The sequence below is a fragment of the Candidatus Tisiphia endosymbiont of Metellina segmentata genome (assembly GCF_964030715.1).
GTDB lineage: Bacteria > Pseudomonadota > Alphaproteobacteria > Rickettsiales > Rickettsiaceae > Tisiphia.
The window spans coordinates 1,116,724-1,138,592 of record NZ_OZ034919.1 but is presented as its reverse complement, the minus strand read 5'-3'; the positions used below and the strand labels follow the sequence as shown (position 1 = coordinate 1,138,592).

Here is a 21,869-nt window from a genome sequence, read left to right as displayed (position 1 = left end):
AACCGTCAAGCCCCTCGCTTTGCGAGGGCGTTCTGACTGCACCACAGATGCTGAAAAAAAACAGGTCTGTTTTTTAAGTCAAGCAATTAACTCTACTAATAAAGATGGTAAACAACAAGTGTTAGCTGTGTATCAAATAGGTTATTTGGGTAGTGGTAAAGCAAGAAGTTTAAAAATGATACAAGTAGTTCCTGCTGATGTTTCTGTTGCTCCAGGTACGTCAATTATTAGTTCCCAAAAATTAGTTGCTCCAGGTAAGTACGTTACTTGTACAAAAGATTCTTGTCAGGCTGTTGCTGAAATATCAGATAAAGATCTTAAAGATATTTTATCAAAAGATGCTAATCCTATCGTGGGGATAATGAATTCAGCTGGTCAACAAGTAAATCTTCCACTCTCTACGAAAGGTCTTGAAGAAGGCTTGAAAGCGTTGAAGTAAATTAAGTTATAGCTAAACCGAAAAAGTTTTAGCCTAAAAACCGTCTATTAGCGAGAAGACCGTAGGTCGACGAAGCAATCTATATGACAAGCTTCATGGATTGCCACGCTCACATACGTTCGCTCGCTAATAGACATATACGTCTATAAGTTTAAAATGCATTTGCAAAGCCGCTTTAAGAATGCATTTTTTCTTATATTAAAGCCAATTCGGGATAAAAATTAGTTACTTCTTATAGGTTAGCTCAATGACTATTTGTCCTAATAAATTATCTGAAACAGATAATGAAATATACCAAATTATTAATGCTGAAAAAAAGCGTCAGCATGATTTTATCGAATTGATTGCTTCTGAAAATTTTGTAAGCCCGGCAGTATTAGAAGCACAAGGGTCAGTTCTTACCAATAAATATGCTGAAGGATATTTTGGAAAACGCTATTATAATGGTTGTGAAGAGGTTGATAAAGCTGAGCTTTTAGCGATAGAACGAGTAAAAAAACTATTTAATTGTAACTATGCTAACGTTCAGCCTCATTCCGGCTCTCAGGCTAATCAGGCAGTATTTTTAGCCCTATTAAAACCACATGACACCATACTTGGTATGTCGCTAGATACAGGGGGGCATTTGACTCATGGTGCTCCGCCTAACTTGTCTGGCAAATGGTTTAACTCTGTGTTCTATTCGGTAAATAAAGAAACTTATTTAATTGATTATCAGCAAATAGAGCAATTAGCAATGCAGCATAAACCTAAATTGATTATAGCTGGCTATTCTGCTTATTCACGTCAATTAGATTTTAGCAAATTTAGGGAGATTGCTGATAGAGTAGGGGCATATTTACTAGCGGACATTGCCCATATTGCAGGACTTGTTGCTACAAACGAACATCCAAGTCCCTTACCTTATGCTCATGCTGTTACCTCTACTACTCATAAAACTCTGCGTGGTCCACGTGGTGGTATTATTCTTTCAAACGATGAGGAATTGGGTAAAAAGATAAATTCTGCTTTATTTCCTGGGCTGCAAGGTGGACCGTTAATGCATATTGTTGCAGCAAAAGCAGTAGGCTTTTTGGAAGCCTTAAAACCAAATTATCATCTTTATATAAAACAGGTTATGAGTAATGCAAAAGCTCTTGCTAACAGTTTGATGGCAAGAGGCTATGATATTTTAACTAATGGTACTGATAATCATATAGTATTAGTGGACCTACGAAAATATGGTATAACTGGTAAGATGGCCGCAGATTCACTTGAAAGAGCAGGGATAACCTGTAATAAAAATTCTATACCTTTTGATACAACTTCACCGTTCATCACTTCTGGTATTAGGCTTGGTACTCCTGCATGCACCACTAGAGGATTTAAAGAAAAGGAGTTTATAGAAGTTGGCGAGATGATTTGCAACGTATTAGATGGGTTGAAAGCTACGCAAGATAACAGTGATTGTGAGCAAGAAACTCGCAAGCAAGTTAAAAAGTTAGTAGATAATTTCCTGATTTATGTTTAAACTAGAAGTTAACAAGCTAATGGTTTTTCATATAAATACGAAAGATTTGTTGAATTTCTAAGTAATTTATCTAATACTAAACTAACTTATAAAACTTTAATTTTCTAGAATATGGTACAAGAAGCAATTAGAATATCTGAAATACAGGAAAAGAATCATAGCTTTAGTGAAATTGTGAATAAGTTGTCTTATCAAAAACAAAAACATAATATCTTGAAAAATAGTTTTGATTTAAATAATCAAGCAACTCTATTCCAGTATTTTTTCAATGAAGGTAAGGCGGATGTAGGAATAGAAATAGTACTATGTCATAATTTACAACAACAAATGTCAACAGGTGTCTCTTATGGAGAACAACTTGTTTACGATATTGAACGATTAAAAAGACATTTTCCTGCTGTTCCTGTCTATGTAATTTTGGTTGATATAGAGGAATAAATATATAATCACCAAAAAATCCGTATCTTTTAACAATCTGCCTGTAATTAAAACAGTTAAATCAGGAACTGAAAGTGTTATGCAATAATTTTTATAATCTTCTTGACAAGCTATAGAAAGTCGCTATTATCCGTTTACAACGGTTTTAAAAAGGTAAAAATTATGACTTTTAAAGAGTTACTAGAAAAAATAAAAAATAATAAGCTTAGTAGCGGTCTTCTTGACTTAAGGGAATATGATATAAAAGATTATATTGTTGCGATGAAGAAGTTAAAAAATTAGGTGAAGTCCTTAAGTATAATGATAAAGTTTGGAATGTTAATTTAGCAAATAAACAGCATAATATCACCAATGAGGCATTTGAAAGTTTTGCAGAAAATATTAAGCTTAACGGAAGACCTATTGAGGTTGAATGTAATAACAAAGCCTGGAATTACTTATTTATGTTTATTAAACTCATTAACAGTAAAAAGACCTCTAATTTAAATTTAGACCAAAAAGTAAAAGATGAATGGTTTACAAGCATGGTAGTAGCAGGTCATAGTTATGACAGTATAGTTGAATATTTACTTAAACATACCGATGAGACCTATTCGTTTTCAATTAATGGACCTATTCAAGGACAGACTATTACTAACTCAATGATAGGTAAGCCACTAGTTTGACTAGTGAGACCATCAAGGCTTGGCCTTTAGATTTAGTATAAAATAAAAAGTTATCATATATAACTTCTTTGGCTTGACGGTCAAAGGAGAAAATATATGACAACATACGAAAGTTTAAATCATTCTAAATGGGATTGCAAATATCATATTGTGTTTATTCCAAAGTGTCGTAAAAAAGAATTGTACGGGAAGGTTAGAAAATATCTTGGGAACGTATTCCATGAGTTAGCTTTTCAACGTGGGAGAAAGATCATAGAGGGGCATATGGTACAAGATCATGTGCATATGCTCATCAAGATTCCTCCTAAATATTCTGTAGCTGAAGTAATAGGCTATATCAAGGGGAAAAGTGCTATAGCCGTTGCTAGGCAGTTTGGTGGACGAAAACGTAATTTTAATGGAGAAAAGTTGTGGGCTAGAGGTTATGCGGTCTCAACTGTAGGATTTGAAGAGAATCAGATCAAACACTACATTAAGAATCAAGAGCAACTTGATAGTTTAGGCTCTGACGAATCAAGAGAATTTTAATTAACAATGGCAGCCCTTTGGGCTGCTCATAACCGTCAAGCCCCTCGCTTTGCGAGGGCGTTCTGACTTTTTTGGCTGTTCCAACTTTTAGATCAGCTAGGTCACCTATCACCTGTTTTAAAGTAACTTTGTTTCCCAAAGGTTTAGGAAACTCAAATTTTTTGTTCAAAGATTTGTGATAGCCAATTATAAAAACACGCTCTCGATCTTGTGCCACACCATAGTCACTTGCTTTTAACAATTTCCAACTAACCTCATAGTTTTCTTTTTTGAACATATCTATGATATTCATAAAGGATTTAATATTTCTTGAATGGATTATTCCATGAACATTTTCCGCAACAAAAAACTTTGGTTGTACATGTCTAATAATCCTTATATATTCATGAAATAATTGACCTCTTAAATCGTCAATTCCACGCTTAGCACCAGCTTCTGACCATGATTGACATGGCGGTCCACCAATGACACCAGTTGCACCAAATGGAATATCTTCATTTGGAATATCCAAAATAGAACGCCCATCAAACTTTGATTCAGGAAAGTAGTTTTGATAAGAAGGAGCAATTGTTTTGTCATATTCGTTTGCCCAAATTGTCTTGAACCCAGCTTTTGCAAAACCAATATCCATACCACCTGCACCGGCAAATAAGGAAACAAGCGTACTGTCTAACGCAGATTCTTTTTGTTTCGGTGTATTTAACAGTAGCATCTTTTATTAACATTTCCTTTCATCCTTATTCATACCACGATATTTACTATTTTCGAGGGTATTATGATAATTCTTTTGGGTTCTTTGCCACTTAGGTATTTTTGCACCTCGGGTAATTGCATTACCATATTCTGAATCTCAATATTGCTCGTTACATTAGCAAATTCGTGCGTAGCCCTCAGTTTACCATTAACTTGGATAGCCATAGTATAAGATTCTAGCTCCAACAATGATTCATCGAAAGAAGGCCAAGAAGTTTGATATAATCTTTCCTTATTGCCTAATTTTTGCCAAATTTCCTCTGTAATATGTGGAATAAATGGGTTAAGTAACTTAATCAAGATACTAAAACTCTCTTTAACGCCAGTAATATTGGCTTCCTTGCCCTTAGATATTTCATCTGACAAAGCATTAAATAGTTCCCGCATCCTTGCTATAGCTTTATTTAGCTTAAAATCTCTTATTTCTTCGGTAACATGCTTAATAGTGTGATGAGTAAGCTTTGTTAGTTTATCCAGTCTATTTCTAGGAGTCTCTGTTATTTTATTATTAATTAGTATCTCAGCCATATTTTCTAACTTACTGATAAAACGGCTGCACCCTTCAAGACCATTTGCCGACCATTCACAATCTTTCTCTGGCGGACTATCGGAGAGAACAAATAGCCTAATAGCATCTGCACCATGGTTTGCTAATATTGATTCTAAATCCACGACATTCTTTTTGGATTTACTCATTTTTTCTATTCGTCCTTGAAATACTTCTTCCCCTGTATTTTTATGAACCCACTTATTAGATTGTTTTGTTACCTCATTTGGATACAACCAATTATTATTGGCGTCTTTATAGGTAGCATGTAACACCATACCTTGAGTCAGCAAACTAGTAAAGGGTTCTCGAATATTAAGATAGCCTTGTTCGTTCATTACTTTAGTGAAAAACCTTGCATAAAGAAGATGCATTACTGCATGTTCAATTCCACCAATATACTGATCAACAGGTAACCAATAATCACAGGCTTGTTTGTCAGTCATATCTTTTGCATCTACATTACAATAGCGGATGAAATACCAAGAAGACTCAAAGAATGTATCTAACGTGTCAGTTTCACGAATAGCTGGTTTCTGACATTTTGGGCAATTAGTATGTTTCCAAGTAGAGTGTGAATCAAGAGGATTGCCATGGCCATCAAATGTAACATCGTTTGGCAGGGTTATCGGCAATTGTTCTTTAGGTACTGGTGTGATTCCACAAGTCAAACAATATATTATCGGAATAGGGCAGCCCCAAAATCTTTGCCTAGACACTCCCCAGTCTTTTAGTCGGTAGTTAATGGTACGTTTGCCTAAACCACGTTTTTCAAGTTCTTCTATAGATTTTTGTTTAGCATCTTGGATAGCAAGATTATTCAAAAAATCTGAGTTGATCATGATACCATCACCAGTGTAAGATTCCGAGTGTACGTCTATTGGAACATCTTTATTAATTACTACTTGCTTTATTGGTAATCCCATTTTCTTGGCTAATGCATGATCTCTTTCATCATGGGCTGGGCATCCAAAGATCGCTCCAGTACCATAATCCATTAGTACAAAATTTGTTATTATCACAGGAATAATAATTGTAGGATCAAATGGGTGAATAGCAAAAAGGTCAGTAAATACCCCTTCTTTTTCAGCTTTATCTACTACAACATTAGTGTCTAATTGCGAACATTTTTCAATGAAAGATATTATAGCATCATTTTTATCTACTAATTGCTCAATTATTGGGTGATTATAGGCTATCGCAACAAAGCTTGCTCCAAAGATAGTTTCTAGTCTAGTAGAAAATACTTCAATACTAGCTTGATGATCTTTAATTTTAAAACTAAAATTTACTCCTTCCGATTTGCCTATCCATTTTTCCTGCATAGATTTAACAGAATCAGGCCAAGAGTCCAGTTTTGCAATTTCATTTAACAGTTCTTCAGCGTAATTAGTGATTTTTAAAAACCATTGTTTTAAATATTTCTTCTCAACTAAAGCACCTGAACGCCATCCACGACCATCTACTACTTGTTCGTTAGCTAACACAGTGTTATCTACAGGATCCCAATTGACTAAAGATTCTTTTTGGTATGCTAAACCTCTCTCATAAAGTTCTAAAAAGAATTTTTGTTCATGCTTATAATAATCCGGATCACAAGTTGTTATTTCTCGTGACCAATCATATGAAAAGCCAATGGATTTTAGCTGATCCCGCATAGTTGTGATATTTGAGTAAGTCCAGTCCTTAGGGTTAGAGTTATTATTGATGGCAGCATTCTCTGCTGGCAAGCCGAAAGCATCCCAACCCATAGGGTGTAATACGTTATAGCCTTGTGATTTCATAAAACGAGCTATGCAATCTCCGATAGAATAGTTACGTAAATGCCCGACATGAATCTTTCCAGAAGGGTAGGGTAACATTTCAAGTACGTAATATTTAGGCTTGTCGCTATCGTTTGTTGCAGCAAAAGCTTTTTCCTCAAGCCAAATTCTTTGCCATTTCTTTTCAATATCTCTCATAATTTGTATCGTAAACTATCCTTATTGTAGCAAGTATATCATTCTTTTCTTTCAGCACTAATATATAATTCTCTAGATTTTCTTAAAATTTTATCTTCTATGCTATTAGCTAGGTCCGAAGTAGTATGATTGTCTAGCCAATTACCATTTTTAAGTGTTTGTTCAAATATTTTTACTTGGATGGCATCCGGACTAATAACGTTATCTTTAATAAAAATATTTATTTTAAATCGAAAATTTGTTTGTCCTTTTGGACTATACCATTCAGTAATAATGACTCCACCGACTGAATCGGTTGAAGCAAGAGGCACAAAACTTAAAGTTTCTATAGAAGCTTGCCATAAATATTTATTAACGTTACAGCCTACAGTTTTGGTAGATTCATTTTTGATTCTACTTGGTCTAAACACCAAGCCTTCTCCTCCAACTATTGACCCCATTTCATCCATCTTTCTTTCTTGCACAGTTTTGGGATAGTCTCCATTCCTTGCAATTGTGGCAGATGGAAAAAGAAATAAAGCTAACATTGTGCCAATAATAGTTTGTTTTAAGTGTGTTTTCATAAATAATTTTATTTTTTTACTATTTCAAGTAGTTTAGCTTTAGTGTACCATAAGAACCACGTGATGTAAAGGATAGCCCTGTTCTTTAAATTAACAAAATAAATATAATGTAACCTCAACTTCGGATTAATTTCATTAATCCGAAATTGGAATGAGAATGTAAACAATCAGGCTTAAAGCGCTTTGACGCCTGATTGTTAAATATTTCATTTGCTAATAATCTTATTTTTATACCAATAAAAATAAGATTATTAGCGATAATAGATTAAAATGTATTTATAGTAAGTGCTTCAAGAATGTATTTTTCTGATATTATAGCCAGTTTTGGATTAAAATTTTTAATTTTAATCCAAAACTGAGGTTAATATAGTTGTAAAAGAATAAAGGATACGATAATTTAAATCTCTATAAGAAAATGTAGAATATCCATCTTCTAATAGAAGTTACGTGAATTTGGGATAAGAATTAACTAATTCTTATCCCAAATGGGGTAAGTTATTAAACATAAATGGTAAAAAATGAAAAATTTATTATTTTTAATCTGTTTGTATTCCACTATTGCTATAGCCAGTGAATCTAAGTTTTACCCTAATAAGCTTAATTGTTGTAAGAGCAGTAAGAGTGCAATGAATGATTACGAACCGGAAGAATTCCAATTATCCAATAACTTACTTAGAAAGACAGGACAACAAGCAGTCTATCGTGGTACAAAAATTATAGTAAAGGGTAGATTATTAGACCAAGATTGCGTTCCAGTAGCAGATGCAAAAATATATTTATGGCAGGTTGGAAGTGACGGAAAATATCCATACATACCACTTCGTACTCGTATCAATAAAAAGATGCTAAACCTTGTAAGTAAATCAAGTTTTACCGGATCTGGCATTGCTACTACTAATAATAAAGGAGAATTTTATTTTATTACTATATATCCTAGTGGAATTTTGCGTGAAACGCCTAATGTAAACATTAGAGTCGACCACCTAGTTCTTGGACAGCTACAAACAAAGCTATATTTATCTAATTCAAGGGTTAATTTAGAAAATTGCGGAGAAGTTAGTCATGCTTTGTCCACTGCACTAGATGGCATTAAAACGTATGAATTTGACGTAGTAATGTCGGGGCGAACTTTCAAAAGATATTAATGTTTTGAGTTTTCACACCCTCCGCAACAATCTTCTGCAACTGGATTTTCTGAAGGGGGGTTTTCTAATGGTTTTTTTAATCCACAAGAAGTTAAGATTAAGCAGCTTAATAATATTAGAGGTAAAAAAATATTATTTTTCATGATGATCAATAAATTAATTGGAAGTATATTTGTTATTTATATGCATATTAGAAAATATAGTAAACGATTTTTTTTGATTGTAACATATTTGTTGATCAGCACTAATAGTTTTGCATTAGATCAAATCAAATTAGGTGTTAAAATGCTTGATTTATCTAGTGTTCCTGATACGGTGGTTTTCTTTGATGATAAAGGAGAAAAATATTCTCTTGATAATTTTGAAGGAAAAACGATATTATTGGTATTTTGGGCAACATGGTGTGCATCTTGTATTAAAGAAATGCCGGATTTAGATGTATTGCAAAAAGATTTTAGAAAGTTGCCATTTGCAATAATCCCTGTATCACAAGACTATCAAGGAATAGAAATTATCCAAAAATATTATAAAGATTATGATATAAGATATCTGCCAATTTACCATGATTTTAAGAATCAACTATTTAAAGCTTTTTCAATAGTTGGTCTACCAACTGCTATTCTAATTAATCCAGATGGAAAAATGTTAGTAAGTTTTGTTGGTACTATTAATTGGTATGATGAAGAAATTCGCAATATTATTTTGTCAAATATTCCTGGAAACCACCCAGAACCTAAAAATAGTTACCGGGAACAAACGCTTAATCAACCGGTTAATAAACAGTTAAAGGCTGAAGAGCAGGAAAACAAAGATGAAAAACCAAAAATACAACAGAATAATGAGGAAAATAATGCTTCTAAAAACAATAATAAGTGAGTAACTAATGTACATAGAACATAATAAAAGTTTAATTGCTGAGGCAAAATTTGATCAGGTAATTACTAAACGTCAAATAGGTAAGTTAGAGCAATTACTTTCATTACTGCCTAGAATAGGTTCTAAGGCATCAAAGCCGGTAATTGCTGTTCTTCGCCTTAGTGGGGTTATAGGTAAAGTAAGCTCAGTAAAATCAGGGCTTAGCATAGAATCGCTACATGAGTTAATTGACAAAGCTTTTGAGATCAAAAATCTTAAAGCTTTGTGTTTAACTATCAATTCTCCGGGTGGTTCACCTGTACAATCTGAACTGATTAGTAAACGTATAAGGTCATTAGCTGAGGAAAAGAAAATACCAATTTATAGTTTTGTAGAAGATGTAGCAGCATCTGGTGGATATTGGCTTGCTTGTATTGGTGACCAAATATATGCATCTAAGAGTTCAATTATTGGTAGTATAGGGGTGGTTTCGGCTGGTTTTGGTTTTCCTGTGGCTATCAATAAGCTTGGAGTAGAAAGGAGGGTTTATGCAGAAGGTAAAAATAAATCTATTCTCGATCCATTTCAACCAGTGCAAGAAGAAGATATTGAAATTATTAAGCATATACAAAAACAGATTCACGAGCATTTTATAGATCATGTTAAGGAGCGTCGTATTGGTAAGTTAACGCAAGAAGATGATATTTTATTTAATGGAGCATTTTGGTCTGGGGAAACTGCTGTTGATTTTGGTTTAATTGATGGTATAGATGATATGTATAGTTTCATAAAACAGAAATATGGTGATGTAACTATTAAATATATATCTGCTAAACAATCGTGGCTTAAGAAGAGGTTGGGTATGGTAAGGCAAGATTTCGTGCAAGAATTCTCTGATACATTGATTGAATCGGTAGAGAATAAGATTACTTATGATAGGTTTAATATGCGGTAATTTACGCGAATTCGGGATAACTAGGTTCTTATATCTTAAAACATGTTATAAGTAGTCATAACATGTTTTAAGATATAAGAACCTAAAGATTTGTTATTTATACTCTTCTGTTTCTAGATTCTTCCAAATTCTATTTTTAGAGATATAGAAGAAAATTATAAAAATTACTAAGAACATCGTCACTTTCAAACCCATGGATTTACGGTTTTCCATTTCAGGTTCAGCAGCCCATTGTAAAAATATCGTAACATCCATAGCCATTTGTTCGACTGATGAGTTTGTTCCGTCTATATACTTTACTTGTCCATCTGACAAAGGAGCTGGCATGGCAATCTGACTATGTGGAAAATATGGGTTGTAATTTAATCCTGGCATTAGTTTAAAATTTTCAGGAGGATCACTATAACCAGTAAGTATAGAATATAAATAATTTGCTCCATCAGGTCTTGCTTTGATAATCAACGATAAATCAGGTGGGTCTGCTCCATTGTTAGCAGCTCTTGCTGCTTGTTCATTAGGGTAGGGACGAACAAATGGATCGGAGGGTAGGGCAGGTCTTTCAAACATTTCTCCTGCATCATTTGGACCATCTTGTACAGTATAATTTTTGGCTATTTCTTTAATTTCTTCATCTGAAAATCCTAGCTCTTTAAGATTACGGTAATATAAATTATAAAGACCATGACAGCTACTGCATACTTCTTTATATACTTGGAAGCCACGCTGTGCAGCTTTCCTATCAACGCTAGCAAAAACTCCATCAAATGGCCAAGCAATCTTTTTTGTAGGTAGTGCATCGTTATTGGCAGTGACAATATTTGATATTAACAAAATTAACAAACACAGGAAAAATTTGATACTTATGTCGTTGCGAGTAGGCATAAGCCAACGAAGCAATCCATTCCTAATCATTCCTTTGGATTGCTTCATCGCTACTAAAGTAGCTCCTCGCAATGACGGAGTAATGTTAATTGGGTTAGCCATAATTTTCTGATCTTTCATATAGAATCCGGTAATGGCAGAGTTTTTTCATATTTACTAATTAGAGGTACTGCAATTAAAAAATGAAAAAAATAGTAAGTAGCAGCAAATCGACTTAAGGTAATATAAGGTTCTTCTGCTGGTTGTCCTCCAAGATATCCAAGTACCAAACAATCAAATATGAACAGCCAAAAAGCTATGCGGAACATTGGTCTATAATTGCTACTCCTAACTTTTGAGCTATCAAGCCAAGGTAAGACAAATAATAGCAAAATACTAGAAAACATCAATATTACCCCGCCTAGCTTTGATGGTACTGCCCGTAAAATGGCATAAAATGGCAGAAAATACCATTCTGGAACTATATGAGCCGGAGTAACTAAAGGGTTAGCTGGTATGTAATTGTCAGGATGCCCTAGATAATTTGGTTGGTAAAAGACAAAAAAGGCAAATATTAAAAAGTAAACACCGAATCCAACGAAGTCCTTTACCGTATAATACGGATGAAAAGGAATAGTATCTTTAGATGACTTAACATCGATCCCTTTAGGGTTATTTGATCCATGAATATGTAGTGCTACTAAATGGAGTAGTACTAGAGCCACTATGATAAACGGCAATAAATAATGTAAAGCAAAGAATCTGTTAAGTGTAGGGTTATCAACTGAAAATCCTCCCCAAAGCCAAGTAACTATCGATTTGCCAATAATAGGTATAGCTGAAAATAAATTGGTGATTACAGTTGCTCCCCAGTAGCTCATTTGTCCCCAAGGTAGTACATATCCCATGAATGCAGTAGCCATCATAGTAAGAAAAATTATTATGCCTATATGCCACAACAACTCTCTAGGTTTTTTGTATGACCCATAATATAACCCTCTACAGATGTGTAGATAAACTGCAGCAAAAAACATTGATGCTCCAACTGAATGTATATAACGTATTAACCAGCCATAATTGACATTACGCATAATTTTTTCAACACTCTCAAAGGCGTAATCGACATGAGGAGTGTAATGCATAGCTAAAATAATGCCAGTGATTATCTGAATTACTAAAGCGATACCAGCTATTGACCCTAAGTTCCATAGGTAACTTAAATTTTTGGGTGTTTGGTATTCGCCTAAATGTTTAAGGAACGAGAAAACAGGTAGTCTATAGTCTATCCATTCTATAACGGGGTTTGATTTTTTAGGATCATTAGTTTCATTCATAAATAACTATCCGATTTTAATTTTTGTATCGGAAATAAACTCATATGGTGGGACAGCCAAATTTAAAGGAGCTGGTCCTTTACGAACACGACCAGATGAGTCGTATTGAGAGCCGTGGCATGGACAAAACCAACCATCATAATCTCCTTGGTTTGCAAGTGGTACACAACCTAAATGTGTACAAATGCCAATAGTTACTAACCATTTATCATGTCCAGCTTTAACTCGTACTTGATCAAGTTCGGGATCTATTAACTCGGAAAGGTTTACATTTCTTGCTTCAGCAATTTTTTCGGGAGTCCTGTTAGTAATAAAAACCGGTTTACCTTGCCATTTAACAGTAAGAGTTTGACCTGGTTGTATGTGAGATAAATCCACTTCTATTGAAGATAGGGCAAGAACATCCGCTGAAGGGTTGAATGAATCAACAAGAGGGTAGGTAGCACATGCAGCTCCAACCACAACCATACTGCTGGCAGTTAAGGTTATAAAATCCCTACGAGTTGCCTTATCATAATCATTAGTATTTGACATAAACTGACTAGTATACCTCTTCTACTTCAATAGTTGTTTTCACAACTACTTGAAGTAGGGAATTATTTTATAATGAGTGCAACTATAGAAGCTAGGTTCTATAGTAGTGGCTTTCACTTTTTGCACAAACTTGATATTTATTATTATATTTAATATAATAGACTACTGGAAAAGTAACAAAAAATCAAGGGTAGCTTCAACAATTCAACAATTAACAGTGAAGTATACTCAGGTAGAACTTCAAGAATTGGCGTTGTCGTGTCTAAAGGTCTCCGCTGCTCACGTACTAATGTACGCCTAGCAGCTCGACTTTGCTACTGCCTAGCTCTTCTTGAAGTTATACTATCGTCTACCAACTCTTCATTTACGAGCAGTATATGACCCTAATTTTGCTTATAAGGAAAAATGCATTCTTAAAGCGGCTAACACGAATGCATTTTAAACCTTTCTAAAGCTAAAAACATGATTTTAGCCAAATATTAATTTGGTTTATTTACCATCACTATCTGTAGAATCGCTAGGAGAATCATAAGGATTACGATAAGGAAGCATTTCCGGTACAGTTCCGTCTTTAGGTAGTAACTTATTTAATCCCTCCTCTAAAACTTTTTCACCTGTTTCTTTTTCTCTAATCTCGTATTTTGGCGGGCCTCCTAAACATTTCCAAAAATTGGTTAAGCTCTCAAAGTTGGGACCTAATTTTGTAGTACAGTTTTGTGCAATTGATTTAGATGTATCAAGAATTTCAATTGTAGCATTGGTCATATATTTTATAAATCCAATTTGTTCAAGACCCTTGGCTACCCAAAATAATACTATCAAAGAGGCAACTGCTATCATAAAGTACCATTTAGCTATGATACTCCATAAAAACACCCCCATAGGGTTAGCTGCTATTAGTCTTCTTAAAGCTTGCCACATATATAACTACCAAAAAATGGTTAAAAAACTACGACTAAATTACATGAATAATAAAAAAATAACAATTTTTTTATTAGTGCAGGGGGCAGTATGGTGTATAATAAAAATTAAATGTTGTAAATATTCTTAATTAGATACGATGAGAGATAAAATATGGTTGGTAAAAGAAGCATATTGATACCAATCATAACAAAAATTAGGCTTATATTCTCAAGATTTTGTAAAACAAGACCGGTAAGTATTATGTTGGGTATTAATAGTGGCATGATTAATATTGCTAGCAGGTTAGTATTTGACCTAAAATAGCTTTGAATAGATCCAATTAAAACTAGTAGGCTACTGGACAATGTTAATAGCAAAGTTAGAGTGATAAAAAGATAGGTTACTGTTATTAGATCAAGATCAAAAATAATATAAATTATCGGGATATTTAATAAAGAGCTAGTAAGCGAACTAAAAAATATAGCAAATAATTTAGATGTAACAATTTCACTCTCACTGAAACTGGATAATAGTAGCTCTAAACTTCCATCCTCCACATCTTGCTTTAATATTAGACTAGAGAAGCCAATTAGGGCTATTGGTAAAAAAATTACTGAAAAAATAACCCCAAATTTCTTAATATCTGCTTGGTCATTGATTAAAGCCGTGCTGAAAATACAAAATAAAAAAAATATAAATAGATATTTGCTAAGATTATTAATACGATTTTGAATTAAATATTCCCATTTTATTAGCTGTACTAGTTTATGCATATTTCATTATGGAATATATTAAACACATAACCGATGCAACGCAAAGTCCAACGCCAATTTCAATGATAAAAATACCAATATGTTGAGCTAATAATTTATCATTTGCAAGAGAATAGTAGTTTAAGTAATTATCATCAAATAATATTGATATCATACCGGTCATGGCATAGATAAGTACCCCGATAGTAGCCATACCAACTAGTAAATTAGTAGAAAAATATTGTTTTAATTTAAACTGACCATGAACTAAATCAAAACCAATTATCATAGAAGCAAATATAGCCCCAGCTTGGAATCCACCTCCTGGTGATGCATCACCATTAATTTGAATATATAGACAATATAAAAATATATAAGGTAAGATAAAAAGAGTAGAATGTTTTATAATGATAAAATCTTTAAGCATGTTCATTACTTTTTTGTGAAAATAGCAATAATACCGATATTCCAGCAATTAAAATGACTGCCGTTTCTCCAAGAGTATCATAACCTCTGTAACTAGCTAGTAGTGCTGCTACAAAAGAGGGAATACCAATATCACTTTTAGTATTTTCAATATAATATTTGGTTAAGTGACTTTGCATAGGAGAATCTATAGATCCATATTCTAGTAAATCAAGTCCTGCAAAGCTAAATGTTACTATGAACATTAAACATATAATTGATGAACTTATTACTCGTGTTGGTTTAAGATCACATTTCTGTATGTCTTGCAATCTAGTGAGAAAGCTTAGGAAAACACAGCTAGACAAACAGCTACCTAGAGCTACTTCAGTCATTGCCACGTCTGGAGCGTCCATAAGAAGATAAGATAAACCAATAAGTAAGCTAAAACTAGAATTTATTACTACTGTTTCTAATAAAGAATTACAAAATATAATCTTAATTGATACGATGGCAAGCATTATAAGGATTACCATAAGCAACCAGCTAGCTAGTTGAAAATTTATTATTTCTGGTATCATAAATAAACAATCAATTATTTTAGGTTAGTTTTTCCTAATAAAGCAGCCTTGCCAATTGCATGAGTAGATACCGGGTTTAATATTAAAATCAATATAGAGGCAAAAACTAATTTAAAAGAGCTAGTAAAATCATTCTGTAAAAAGGCAAGACCAACAAGTGATAAAGGTACGCCGCAACATTCAATTACACTAGCAGCATGAATCTTTGTATAGAAATCAGGAAATCTAAAAAGTCCAATAATTCCAGAAAATATTGCTATAATTCCGAGTAAGATTAATCCATAACCAATAACAAAAAACATAAATATTCTATTCTCCTTGAGCAAGCGAATAACCCGCCTTCCCATCAAATTCAAATAGATTCTCAATTTTAATAAAATCTATTTTTGCCTGGCTTAGCGATTCAAGTAAATGGACTATAGAGGAATGTGTTATTTTTTCTCCATCCTTCTTTGCCATAAAACGGCAACACCAATGATCTGATAATAATTCAAACCTTTCATTCCTAGGCCATAATTTAAGACCCATGGAAGATACAGTTTTTAATTCTAAGTCACCTAAACTGACAGTTTGAATTTTTTCTGCTACCTCATGAGCAGTCAACGCTGCCATCTGAATGAATACATCACTACCTACCAATTCTTTAACTTCTTTACTATTAATCGAATATATCTGCTCAGTAGTCTGTTGTTGAGCAGCTGGAGATGAATATTCGGTTGCTTTGAGGGTAGAAGGTTTTGAGCCTAGTCTTCTCACTACTTCATCAGCAAATTCCTTAGTACCAACTTTTTTGCTAGATATTTCTTCATTATAAATGTCTCCAGTATGGATTCCGTCCTCAATGGTTTTTTTCCAGGCATTTTCTATTAGTGTAGCAATATCATGTTGCCCGATATGAATTAGCATGATAATTGCTGCGTTAAGTAAACCAGAAGGATTAGCTAGGTTGCGACCAGCAATATCCGGGGCAGAGCCATGTACAGCTTCAAATAAAGCATAATTTTGACCTATATTAGCAGAGCCAGCGAGTCCTAGCGAACCAGAAATTTCTGCAGATACGTCCGATATAATATCACCATACAGATTTGAAGTTACAACGACGTCAAATAATTCCGGCTGAGCTGCTAGTCTTGCAGTGCCGATGTCTATAAGGTAATAATCACTTTGAATTTGCTTATATTCATTAGCAATTTCCTCAAAAACTTTATGAAAAATCCCATCAGACATTTTCATAATATTATCTTTACTGAAACATGTAACCTTTTTACGATTGTTCTTTATCGCATACTCAAAAGCATATCTAATAATTCTTTCACTACCAACCCGGCTAATTAGTTTAAGAGATTCATAGACATTGTGAGTCTGACGATATTCGATGCCTGCATATAAATCTTCAACATTTTCCCGTACTATAACCACGTTTAGATTTGGATGCAGTGTTTTAACAAAAGGAGCATAAGAAATAGCAGGGCGAATATTGGCATAAAGAGATAGGGCTTTTCTAAGAGTTACATTTAAGCTTTTATACCCACCACCTAGAGGAGTGGTAATAGGAGCTTTTAGAAGCACCTTAGTTCTTGCTAATGATTGCCAAGTATCTTCTGCTATCCCTGAGGTATAGTGCTTTTGGTATAATTTTTTTCCTACTTCCACTACCTCTATACGTATTCTTGCTTCAGCTTCTTTTAAAATATACAGTACTGCTTGCATTATTTCTGGACCTATACCATCACCATAAGCTACTGTAATAGGAGTAAATTCTGTCATTGATAAACCTCTATAACAAATTATTCGTATTTAATTGTAACATGTTTTAATTTATTATTTAGTTCTGCTATCACTTCTTGCGTAATATTTAGACTATTTTTAGCAAATAAAATTTGAGTACTAGGTATAACTAGATCAAGATTATACTTTTCTGCTAAAGTACTTATAATCTTTGTTATTGCTTCTTGTACTTTCCCTATACCCTCAGCATGGGCTTGCTCAAGTCGTACTTTTCTATCTCGTATTTCTTTTTGTGCTATATTTATTTTCTTTTCAAAAAGACTAAATTCTTGTTCAAAAGCTGATTCACTTAAAGAATTACGTTTTCCCATTAATAGATTTTCTATTTCTTTTAGTTCTCCATCCTTCTTTGATAGATCTTGTCGAATTTTTTCGCTTATTTGGTCTACAGATTTTCTTATAGACTGGATTGCTACAGAATGTTCTAGAATAGAGTGTATATCTACAATAGCAATCTTTGTTGCAAATCTATTTTCAATATTTGTATTGGAAGCATGAATAGTTGAATAGCTGTTAATTATTAAACAAAATATTATTGTTAACCAACTATGACATCGTTTTGACCACATAACTATCATACTAATGTTAGTGTTTTTGATCCACATAGAATTTTCTCTTCTAAATTCTTCAATTTTTTGCAGTATATACCAAAAATTTCTTCCACTAATATGTTTTTACAAAAATAATATCTTTTTTAACTTTCAACAGTTATGAACAACGGTCGTTCTATTTTTCCAATACAGCAATTCAATACCCTTCCTATTTAATTTTCGTCAAGTACAGTAGTTGTGTCCTCAGCCAAATTCTCACGTAGCACTTCTATTTCTTCTATGGATAGTTCTATTATTCTACTTATAGCTTCTATAGAAAAATTTTCTTTTAGCATTTTTTTTGCCATTGCTATTTTTTCTTCAGCTCTACCTTCAGTTCTAGCTGCAACTATATAATCACGTTCTTTTAGCGATTCATTGACATAATTCTGATAGTGCTGACGTTCTTCTGGAGTCATTTTTAGAACACTCAGACGTTCTGCTACTTTCTTCATATAAGGCGACTTAAAATCATCTTTAACCTCAGAATGTTTGGCAAAATATAACCACTCATCCAACTCATCTTTTATAATACCATCAAAAAGCGGTACGGAAATAACAAAATATTCAGGAAATACATTGTGAACATCAAAAAACCTACAACCCATATCAGCAAGATGTAAGTCTACTGGATGGTCCCTGTCCATTTTTCTAAATATAGTCTGACCGTGATATAATGGAGAGCTTATATCGCTCAACACAAAATATATTAAGTTGATATGAAATATTTTTTTGATATCACTATAATCCTAATTTAATGCTTGACTCTTAAGACAGTATCAGAATCATCATTGGAGTATACCTAGTTTCCTACAAATTTTGTTCCACGTTATTCTAAAACCATCTACACGTAGCGATCTAATTAACTTCACTACTATATTAGGGTTACGTTTCTCAGATGGCCAGTCATTAAATTTTATTAATTTATCTAATGGCAAGCTAGATATATTTGCTGCAGAAAATAGTAACAACTGAACTTGCTTATCAAATTGACTTAAATATTCATCGTTCATAACAAATGATGCAATATTGATTAATCCTATTATTGTTTTTTTAGTATTTAAGCATGTAGTAGTACTGTAATTAATTCTAACCTTCGATAATGCAATGTCAATCGCTCCTATCTCATATTTGCTTGCTATAGAGATCCATAAGCATACATCTTCACCAATTCCTATATTTTCAGGGAATTTGTTTGACATAAAAAGGGAGGTTTTTCCCATCACACTAGACATTGTTATTGGACATTTAGTAATAATGTTTGGAAAGACTTGCTTGCTAAAAGTACCAGAGCTTATATATTTTATCAAATTTCCAGCCCAATCTATCCTATGGTAAGAAGTATGCGAGAATAACAAACTATTATCCTCCATAAACTTCAATTGAACCTCAAGTTTATTGTCATAAAACAAATCATCAGAATCAATGAACGCTATGTACTGCCCAGATGCATGTTTAATACCTAGATTACGTGCCGCTGCTGGTCCTGCATTTTCCTTACGAATATATTTAATTCTACTATCTTTATTGCACTCCTCAATCAACCTAGATACATCATCTTCAGAACCATCATCTACTATAATCAATTCAAAACACTGATGAGTTTGTGCAATAACACTCTTTATAGACTCAATTGCTAAATCAATTCTATTATAAATTGGCATAATTACACTAATCTTAATGTCAGCTAAAAGAGCATTAGCCATTGATTCAGCTAGCTTAGATGGTTGTTGGTAATATGCAAGAAAAATACTAGTACGATGCAGAAATAAATAAGGTGATCCTTCCATTATAGTCATTTCTTCTAAAGTTAATCTTCTGAGAAACCTAGACCATAATTCACTACATTCATTCATATGGCTAGTAATTTTATGGGTTCCTTGGTCTAGATGAGTACGACTTTTAATTAAAATATGATCATCAAAATGAATAGGTGCTATCCGTAAAAACTCAAACCAAAGTGCATAATCCTGGGTAGTTAATAATGTTTCATCAAAAGTACCAATTTCACAAAAATATTTTATAGGTATTAAAAGAGCACATCCATGAATTAATCCTCGCATAAGAGGGAATAATGGGATATTACATTTTTTTGCTGATAATATTTTATCTGGTCTTATAAAAGACAGTGACTTAGAGTTATGATCTATAACCTCATACCCTCCGTAAATAATCGTATTACGGTTGGGAAGAGTGTTAAGTATATTAATTTGATGTTCAATTTTATTTGGATTGTAAACATCATCATGACTAAGCCACGAAAAATACTCTCCTTTCATTTCCTTAATTGCCAAATTTAAGGCTGAAGCTACCCCACCGTTTGGTTTGGAAAAATAACGAATCTTGTTACCATAAGATAAAGCTATACGTTCCGTTTCACCATTATCATTTGATCCATCATTAACAACTAAAATTTCTAAATTTTTATAAGTCTGAGCAACTGCACTATCTATTGCTTCACGCATATAATTAGCACCGTTGTAAACGGGGATAACAAGTGAAACCTTTGGGTATATATTTATTATTTTATTCACTATTTTCTCTTTATATATTTTCTAAATTGACAATAAGACTTATAGATTAAATGCAGTGATCTATAATATACAAATCTTACAACTAAACGAAACCATGATATTCGTTGGCTATGAAATGTATCCGCAATCTTCAAAAACTTTTTTCCGGTATCCTGAAATTGTTGAATGCTAATCAATGCATAACCGTAATATCTATACATTTTTGCTATGCCGTGCTTGCGTAACTCAAGATCAAATTCATTATCTTCATGAAAAATCTTCTCAGAATAATATTTTAGAGCAGATTCAATTACTTGCGGATCTTGATTTAACAATTCATTGTCTTTATGAGTTCTTAGATGACAGCTATATATTGGTATAGCATCTATTTCATAGATTTTTGATATACGACGCCACATATCAGTATCTTCAAACCTATGCATTTTTTCATCAAAGTATCCAACATGATCAAATACCTCTTTCCTAACCATGACGGTTGGTAAAGTTATGGTTAATGGTACAAAAAATACAATCTCTTGGTACAGGTAACCAGAAGAACTAGCATTATATCTGTGTTTTAAGAAATTCCCAACTTCATCAATACAATTAGCCGACGTGTATATCATGCTTACGTTTGGATGTGAATCTAGATAATTAACTTGCAACTCTAATTTACTTGATATGTAAAGATCGTCTGAATCAAGAAACGTTATATACTTACCTCTCGAAAGAAGTATAGCGTAGTTTCTTGCACTAGCTCTCCCCTTGTTTTCTTGGTAATAATAGTATACTCTAGGATCTTTAAATATTTTTATAACTTCTTTTGTATTATCCGAAGAACCATCATCAACTACTATAACTTCAAAATTTGTAAAACTTTGCCCAAGAACACTACGAATAGCTTCACCTATGAATTGCTCACGATTATACGTAGGTATAATCACACTAACTATAGGGTTATACTCTTGTTTTTGCGGTATATTAACATTCATAATAATTCCTTGTATAAAATATTTGATAAATTATATAACCAAATAAACACCCTCAAAATTGTATCTAGTAATTTACCATAACATAGACAATCACTCCCACTAAAAGTGGACGTTTGTCATATAATATAAACCGCTAAAAGCGGATTAATAGGCTTGTTTGTGTTAAACGATGAAATACATCTTTTATCAGTCCTAATACTATTAGTTTGTAGTTACTCACATTGGAATATAGTTGCTAGTCGTGCATAATTGTGAAA

At 33.1% G+C, this 21,869-nt stretch carries 22 protein-coding genes and 1 pseudogene; 8 read left to right on the top strand and 15 right to left on the bottom strand.

Features of this window, described 5'->3' with window-relative positions:
• The first annotated feature begins 19 nt into the window (after positions 1–19).
• The 5 genes from AAHM80_RS05800 to tnpA all read left to right on the top strand — a co-directional run bounded on the left by AAHM80_RS05800 (position 20) and on the right by tnpA (position 3,580).
• The gene (locus tag AAHM80_RS05800; RefSeq protein ID WP_342259574.1) at positions 20–439 is read left to right on the top strand and encodes an invasion associated locus B family protein; all 420 of its coding nucleotides are present in this window, start codon (positions 20–22) and stop codon (positions 437–439) included.
• A 247-nt stretch (positions 440–686) separates the two neighbouring features.
• The gene (gene glyA / locus AAHM80_RS05795; RefSeq protein WP_342259573.1) at positions 687–1,949 is read left to right on the top strand and encodes a serine hydroxymethyltransferase; all 1,263 of its coding nucleotides are present in this window, start codon (positions 687–689) and stop codon (positions 1,947–1,949) included.
• Between the two features lie 111 nt (positions 1,950–2,060).
• Positions 2,061–2,387: a BglII/BstYI family type II restriction endonuclease gene (locus tag AAHM80_RS05790; protein WP_342259572.1), complete on the top strand. Its 327-nt coding sequence runs from the start codon at positions 2,061–2,063 to the stop codon at positions 2,385–2,387.
• 443 nt (positions 2,388–2,830) lie between these two features.
• Positions 2,831–3,052, top strand: coding sequence for a hypothetical protein (locus AAHM80_RS05785; protein ID WP_342259571.1), 222 nt, complete (start codon positions 2,831–2,833; stop codon positions 3,050–3,052).
• Between the two features lie 96 nt (positions 3,053–3,148).
• Positions 3,149–3,580 (top strand): IS200/IS605 family transposase, encoded by a 432-nt coding sequence (tnpA, locus tag AAHM80_RS05780; protein ID WP_342259570.1) that lies wholly within the window; start codon positions 3,149–3,151, stop codon positions 3,578–3,580.
• Here tnpA and AAHM80_RS05775 read toward each other — a convergent pair.
• From AAHM80_RS05775 to AAHM80_RS05765, 3 genes are read right to left on the bottom strand one after another with little or no spacing between them, the layout of a single operon-like run.
• A complete protein-coding gene (locus AAHM80_RS05775; RefSeq protein ID WP_342259569.1) occupies positions 3,525–4,292 on the bottom strand; it encodes a DNA (cytosine-5-)-methyltransferase in 768 nt (255 codons plus the stop codon). The genes tnpA and AAHM80_RS05775 overlap by 56 nt on opposite strands.
• A gap of 29 nt (positions 4,293–4,321) precedes the next feature.
• A complete protein-coding gene (gene leuS / locus AAHM80_RS05770) occupies positions 4,322–6,841 on the bottom strand; it encodes a leucine--tRNA ligase (RefSeq protein ID WP_342259568.1) in 2,520 nt (839 codons plus the stop codon).
• Positions 6,842–6,879: 38 nt separating this feature from the next.
• Positions 6,880–7,404 carry a DUF3576 domain-containing protein gene (locus AAHM80_RS05765; protein ID WP_410521483.1) on the bottom strand — a complete coding sequence of 175 codons (525 nt, stop codon included), beginning with the start codon at positions 7,402–7,404 and terminating at the stop codon, positions 6,880–6,882.
• A gap of 518 nt (positions 7,405–7,922) precedes the next feature.
• Here AAHM80_RS05765 and AAHM80_RS05760 point away from each other — a divergent pair.
• The 3 genes from AAHM80_RS05760 (at position 7,923) to AAHM80_RS05750 (ending at position 10,359) form a co-directional block, all read left to right on the top strand.
• On the top strand, positions 7,923–8,549 hold the full coding sequence (locus AAHM80_RS05760; protein ID WP_342259567.1) for a dioxygenase: 627 nt from the start codon (positions 7,923–7,925) through the stop codon (positions 8,547–8,549).
• Between the two features lie 183 nt (positions 8,550–8,732).
• Positions 8,733–9,425, top strand: a complete 693-nt coding sequence (locus AAHM80_RS05755; protein WP_342260443.1) for a TlpA disulfide reductase family protein — start codon at positions 8,733–8,735, stop codon at positions 9,423–9,425.
• Between the two features lie 7 nt (positions 9,426–9,432).
• Positions 9,433–10,359: a S49 family peptidase gene (locus AAHM80_RS05750; protein ID WP_342259566.1), complete on the top strand. Its 927-nt coding sequence runs from the start codon at positions 9,433–9,435 to the stop codon at positions 10,357–10,359.
• A gap of 93 nt (positions 10,360–10,452) precedes the next feature.
• Here AAHM80_RS05750 and AAHM80_RS05745 read toward each other — a convergent pair whose 3' ends face one another.
• The 12 genes and pseudogenes from AAHM80_RS05745 to AAHM80_RS05690 form a co-directional block, all read right to left on the bottom strand.
• Positions 10,453–11,223 carry a cytochrome c1 gene (locus AAHM80_RS05745; protein ID WP_410521526.1) on the bottom strand — a complete coding sequence of 257 codons (771 nt, stop codon included), beginning with the start codon at positions 11,221–11,223 and terminating at the stop codon, positions 10,453–10,455.
• A 134-nt stretch (positions 11,224–11,357) separates the two neighbouring features.
• Complete coding sequence (locus tag AAHM80_RS05740) at positions 11,358–12,554, bottom strand: cytochrome b/b6 (RefSeq protein WP_342259565.1); 1,197 nt, start codon at positions 12,552–12,554, stop codon at positions 11,358–11,360.
• 6 nt (positions 12,555–12,560) lie between these two features.
• Positions 12,561–13,088, bottom strand: coding sequence for a ubiquinol-cytochrome c reductase iron-sulfur subunit (gene petA / locus AAHM80_RS05735; protein WP_341752008.1), 528 nt, complete (start codon positions 13,086–13,088; stop codon positions 12,561–12,563).
• A 489-nt stretch (positions 13,089–13,577) separates the two neighbouring features.
• The gene (locus AAHM80_RS05730; protein ID WP_342259564.1) at positions 13,578–14,009 is read right to left on the bottom strand and encodes a DUF2670 domain-containing protein; all 432 of its coding nucleotides are present in this window, start codon (positions 14,007–14,009) and stop codon (positions 13,578–13,580) included.
• Positions 14,010–14,116: 107 nt separating this feature from the next.
• Positions 14,117–14,764 carry a heme exporter protein CcmB gene (locus AAHM80_RS05725; protein WP_342259563.1) on the bottom strand — a complete coding sequence of 216 codons (648 nt, stop codon included), beginning with the start codon at positions 14,762–14,764 and terminating at the stop codon, positions 14,117–14,119.
• Positions 14,757–15,729 (bottom strand): annotated as a pseudogene (locus tag AAHM80_RS05720) (DUF4040 domain-containing protein). The gene AAHM80_RS05725 and the pseudogene AAHM80_RS05720 overlap by 8 nt, the downstream one beginning before the upstream one ends.
• A 14-nt stretch (positions 15,730–15,743) precedes the next feature.
• Positions 15,744–16,031 carry a Na+/H+ antiporter subunit G gene (locus AAHM80_RS05715; RefSeq protein ID WP_341747739.1) on the bottom strand — a complete coding sequence of 96 codons (288 nt, stop codon included), beginning with the start codon at positions 16,029–16,031 and terminating at the stop codon, positions 15,744–15,746.
• Positions 16,032–16,038: 7 nt separating this feature from the next.
• On the bottom strand, positions 16,039–17,496 hold the full coding sequence (locus AAHM80_RS05710) for an NADP-dependent isocitrate dehydrogenase (RefSeq protein ID WP_342259562.1): 1,458 nt from the start codon (positions 17,494–17,496) through the stop codon (positions 16,039–16,041).
• A 20-nt stretch (positions 17,497–17,516) separates the two neighbouring features.
• Positions 17,517–18,122: an OmpH family outer membrane protein gene (locus AAHM80_RS05705; protein ID WP_341747737.1), complete on the bottom strand. Its 606-nt coding sequence runs from the start codon at positions 18,120–18,122 to the stop codon at positions 17,517–17,519.
• A 158-nt stretch (positions 18,123–18,280) separates the two neighbouring features.
• Positions 18,281–18,817, bottom strand: a complete 537-nt coding sequence (locus AAHM80_RS05700; RefSeq protein ID WP_342260441.1) for a hypothetical protein — start codon at positions 18,815–18,817, stop codon at positions 18,281–18,283.
• Positions 18,818–18,895: 78 nt separating this feature from the next.
• A complete protein-coding gene (locus AAHM80_RS05695) occupies positions 18,896–20,641 on the bottom strand; it encodes a glycosyltransferase family 2 protein (protein WP_342259561.1) in 1,746 nt (581 codons plus the stop codon).
• A complete protein-coding gene (locus AAHM80_RS05690) occupies positions 20,641–21,612 on the bottom strand; it encodes a glycosyltransferase family 2 protein (protein ID WP_342259560.1) in 972 nt (323 codons plus the stop codon). Before AAHM80_RS05690 ends, AAHM80_RS05695 begins: the two co-directional genes overlap by 1 nt.
• Positions 21,613–21,869: the final 257 nt, after the last annotated feature.

What these genes read in the sequence shown, in the direction of transcription:
- glyA (WP_342259573.1), top strand. Translation starts at nt 687, where the DNA reads ATGACTATTTGTCCTAATAAATTATCTGAAACAGATAATGAAATATAC.
- AAHM80_RS05750 (WP_342259566.1), top strand. Translation starts at nt 9,433, where the DNA reads ATGTACATAGAACATAATAAAAGTTTAATTGCTGAGGCAAAATTTGAT.
- AAHM80_RS05690 (WP_342259560.1), bottom strand. Translation starts at nt 21,612, where the DNA reads ATGAATGTTAATATACCGCAAAAACAAGAGTATAACCCTATAGTTAGT.
- AAHM80_RS05710 (WP_342259562.1), bottom strand. Translation starts at nt 17,496, where the DNA reads ATGACAGAATTTACTCCTATTACAGTAGCTTATGGTGATGGTATAGGT.
- AAHM80_RS05740 (WP_342259565.1), bottom strand. Translation starts at nt 12,554, where the DNA reads ATGAATGAAACTAATGATCCTAAAAAATCAAACCCCGTTATAGAATGG.
- petA (WP_341752008.1), bottom strand. Translation starts at nt 13,088, where the DNA reads ATGTCAAATACTAATGATTATGATAAGGCAACTCGTAGGGATTTTATA.
- AAHM80_RS05715 (WP_341747739.1), bottom strand. Translation starts at nt 16,031, where the DNA reads ATGTTTTTTGTTATTGGTTATGGATTAATCTTACTCGGAATTATAGCA.
- AAHM80_RS05755 (WP_342260443.1), top strand. Translation starts at nt 8,733, where the DNA reads ATGCATATTAGAAAATATAGTAAACGATTTTTTTTGATTGTAACATAT.
- AAHM80_RS05760 (WP_342259567.1), top strand. Translation starts at nt 7,923, where the DNA reads ATGAAAAATTTATTATTTTTAATCTGTTTGTATTCCACTATTGCTATA.
- AAHM80_RS05785 (WP_342259571.1), top strand. Translation starts at nt 2,831, where the DNA reads ATGTTTATTAAACTCATTAACAGTAAAAAGACCTCTAATTTAAATTTA.
- leuS (WP_342259568.1), bottom strand. Translation starts at nt 6,841, where the DNA reads ATGAGAGATATTGAAAAGAAATGGCAAAGAATTTGGCTTGAGGAAAAA.
- AAHM80_RS05765 (WP_410521483.1), bottom strand. Translation starts at nt 7,404, where the DNA reads ATGAAAACACACTTAAAACAAACTATTATTGGCACAATGTTAGCTTTA.
- AAHM80_RS05705 (WP_341747737.1), bottom strand. Translation starts at nt 18,122, where the DNA reads ATGTGGATCAAAAACACTAACATTAGTATGATAGTTATGTGGTCAAAA.
- AAHM80_RS05730 (WP_342259564.1), bottom strand. Translation starts at nt 14,009, where the DNA reads ATGTGGCAAGCTTTAAGAAGACTAATAGCAGCTAACCCTATGGGGGTG.
- AAHM80_RS05725 (WP_342259563.1), bottom strand. Translation starts at nt 14,764, where the DNA reads ATGCATAAACTAGTACAGCTAATAAAATGGGAATATTTAATTCAAAAT.
- tnpA (WP_342259570.1), top strand. Translation starts at nt 3,149, where the DNA reads ATGACAACATACGAAAGTTTAAATCATTCTAAATGGGATTGCAAATAT.
- AAHM80_RS05775 (WP_342259569.1), bottom strand. Translation starts at nt 4,292, where the DNA reads ATGCTACTGTTAAATACACCGAAACAAAAAGAATCTGCGTTAGACAGT.
- AAHM80_RS05790 (WP_342259572.1), top strand. Translation starts at nt 2,061, where the DNA reads ATGGTACAAGAAGCAATTAGAATATCTGAAATACAGGAAAAGAATCAT.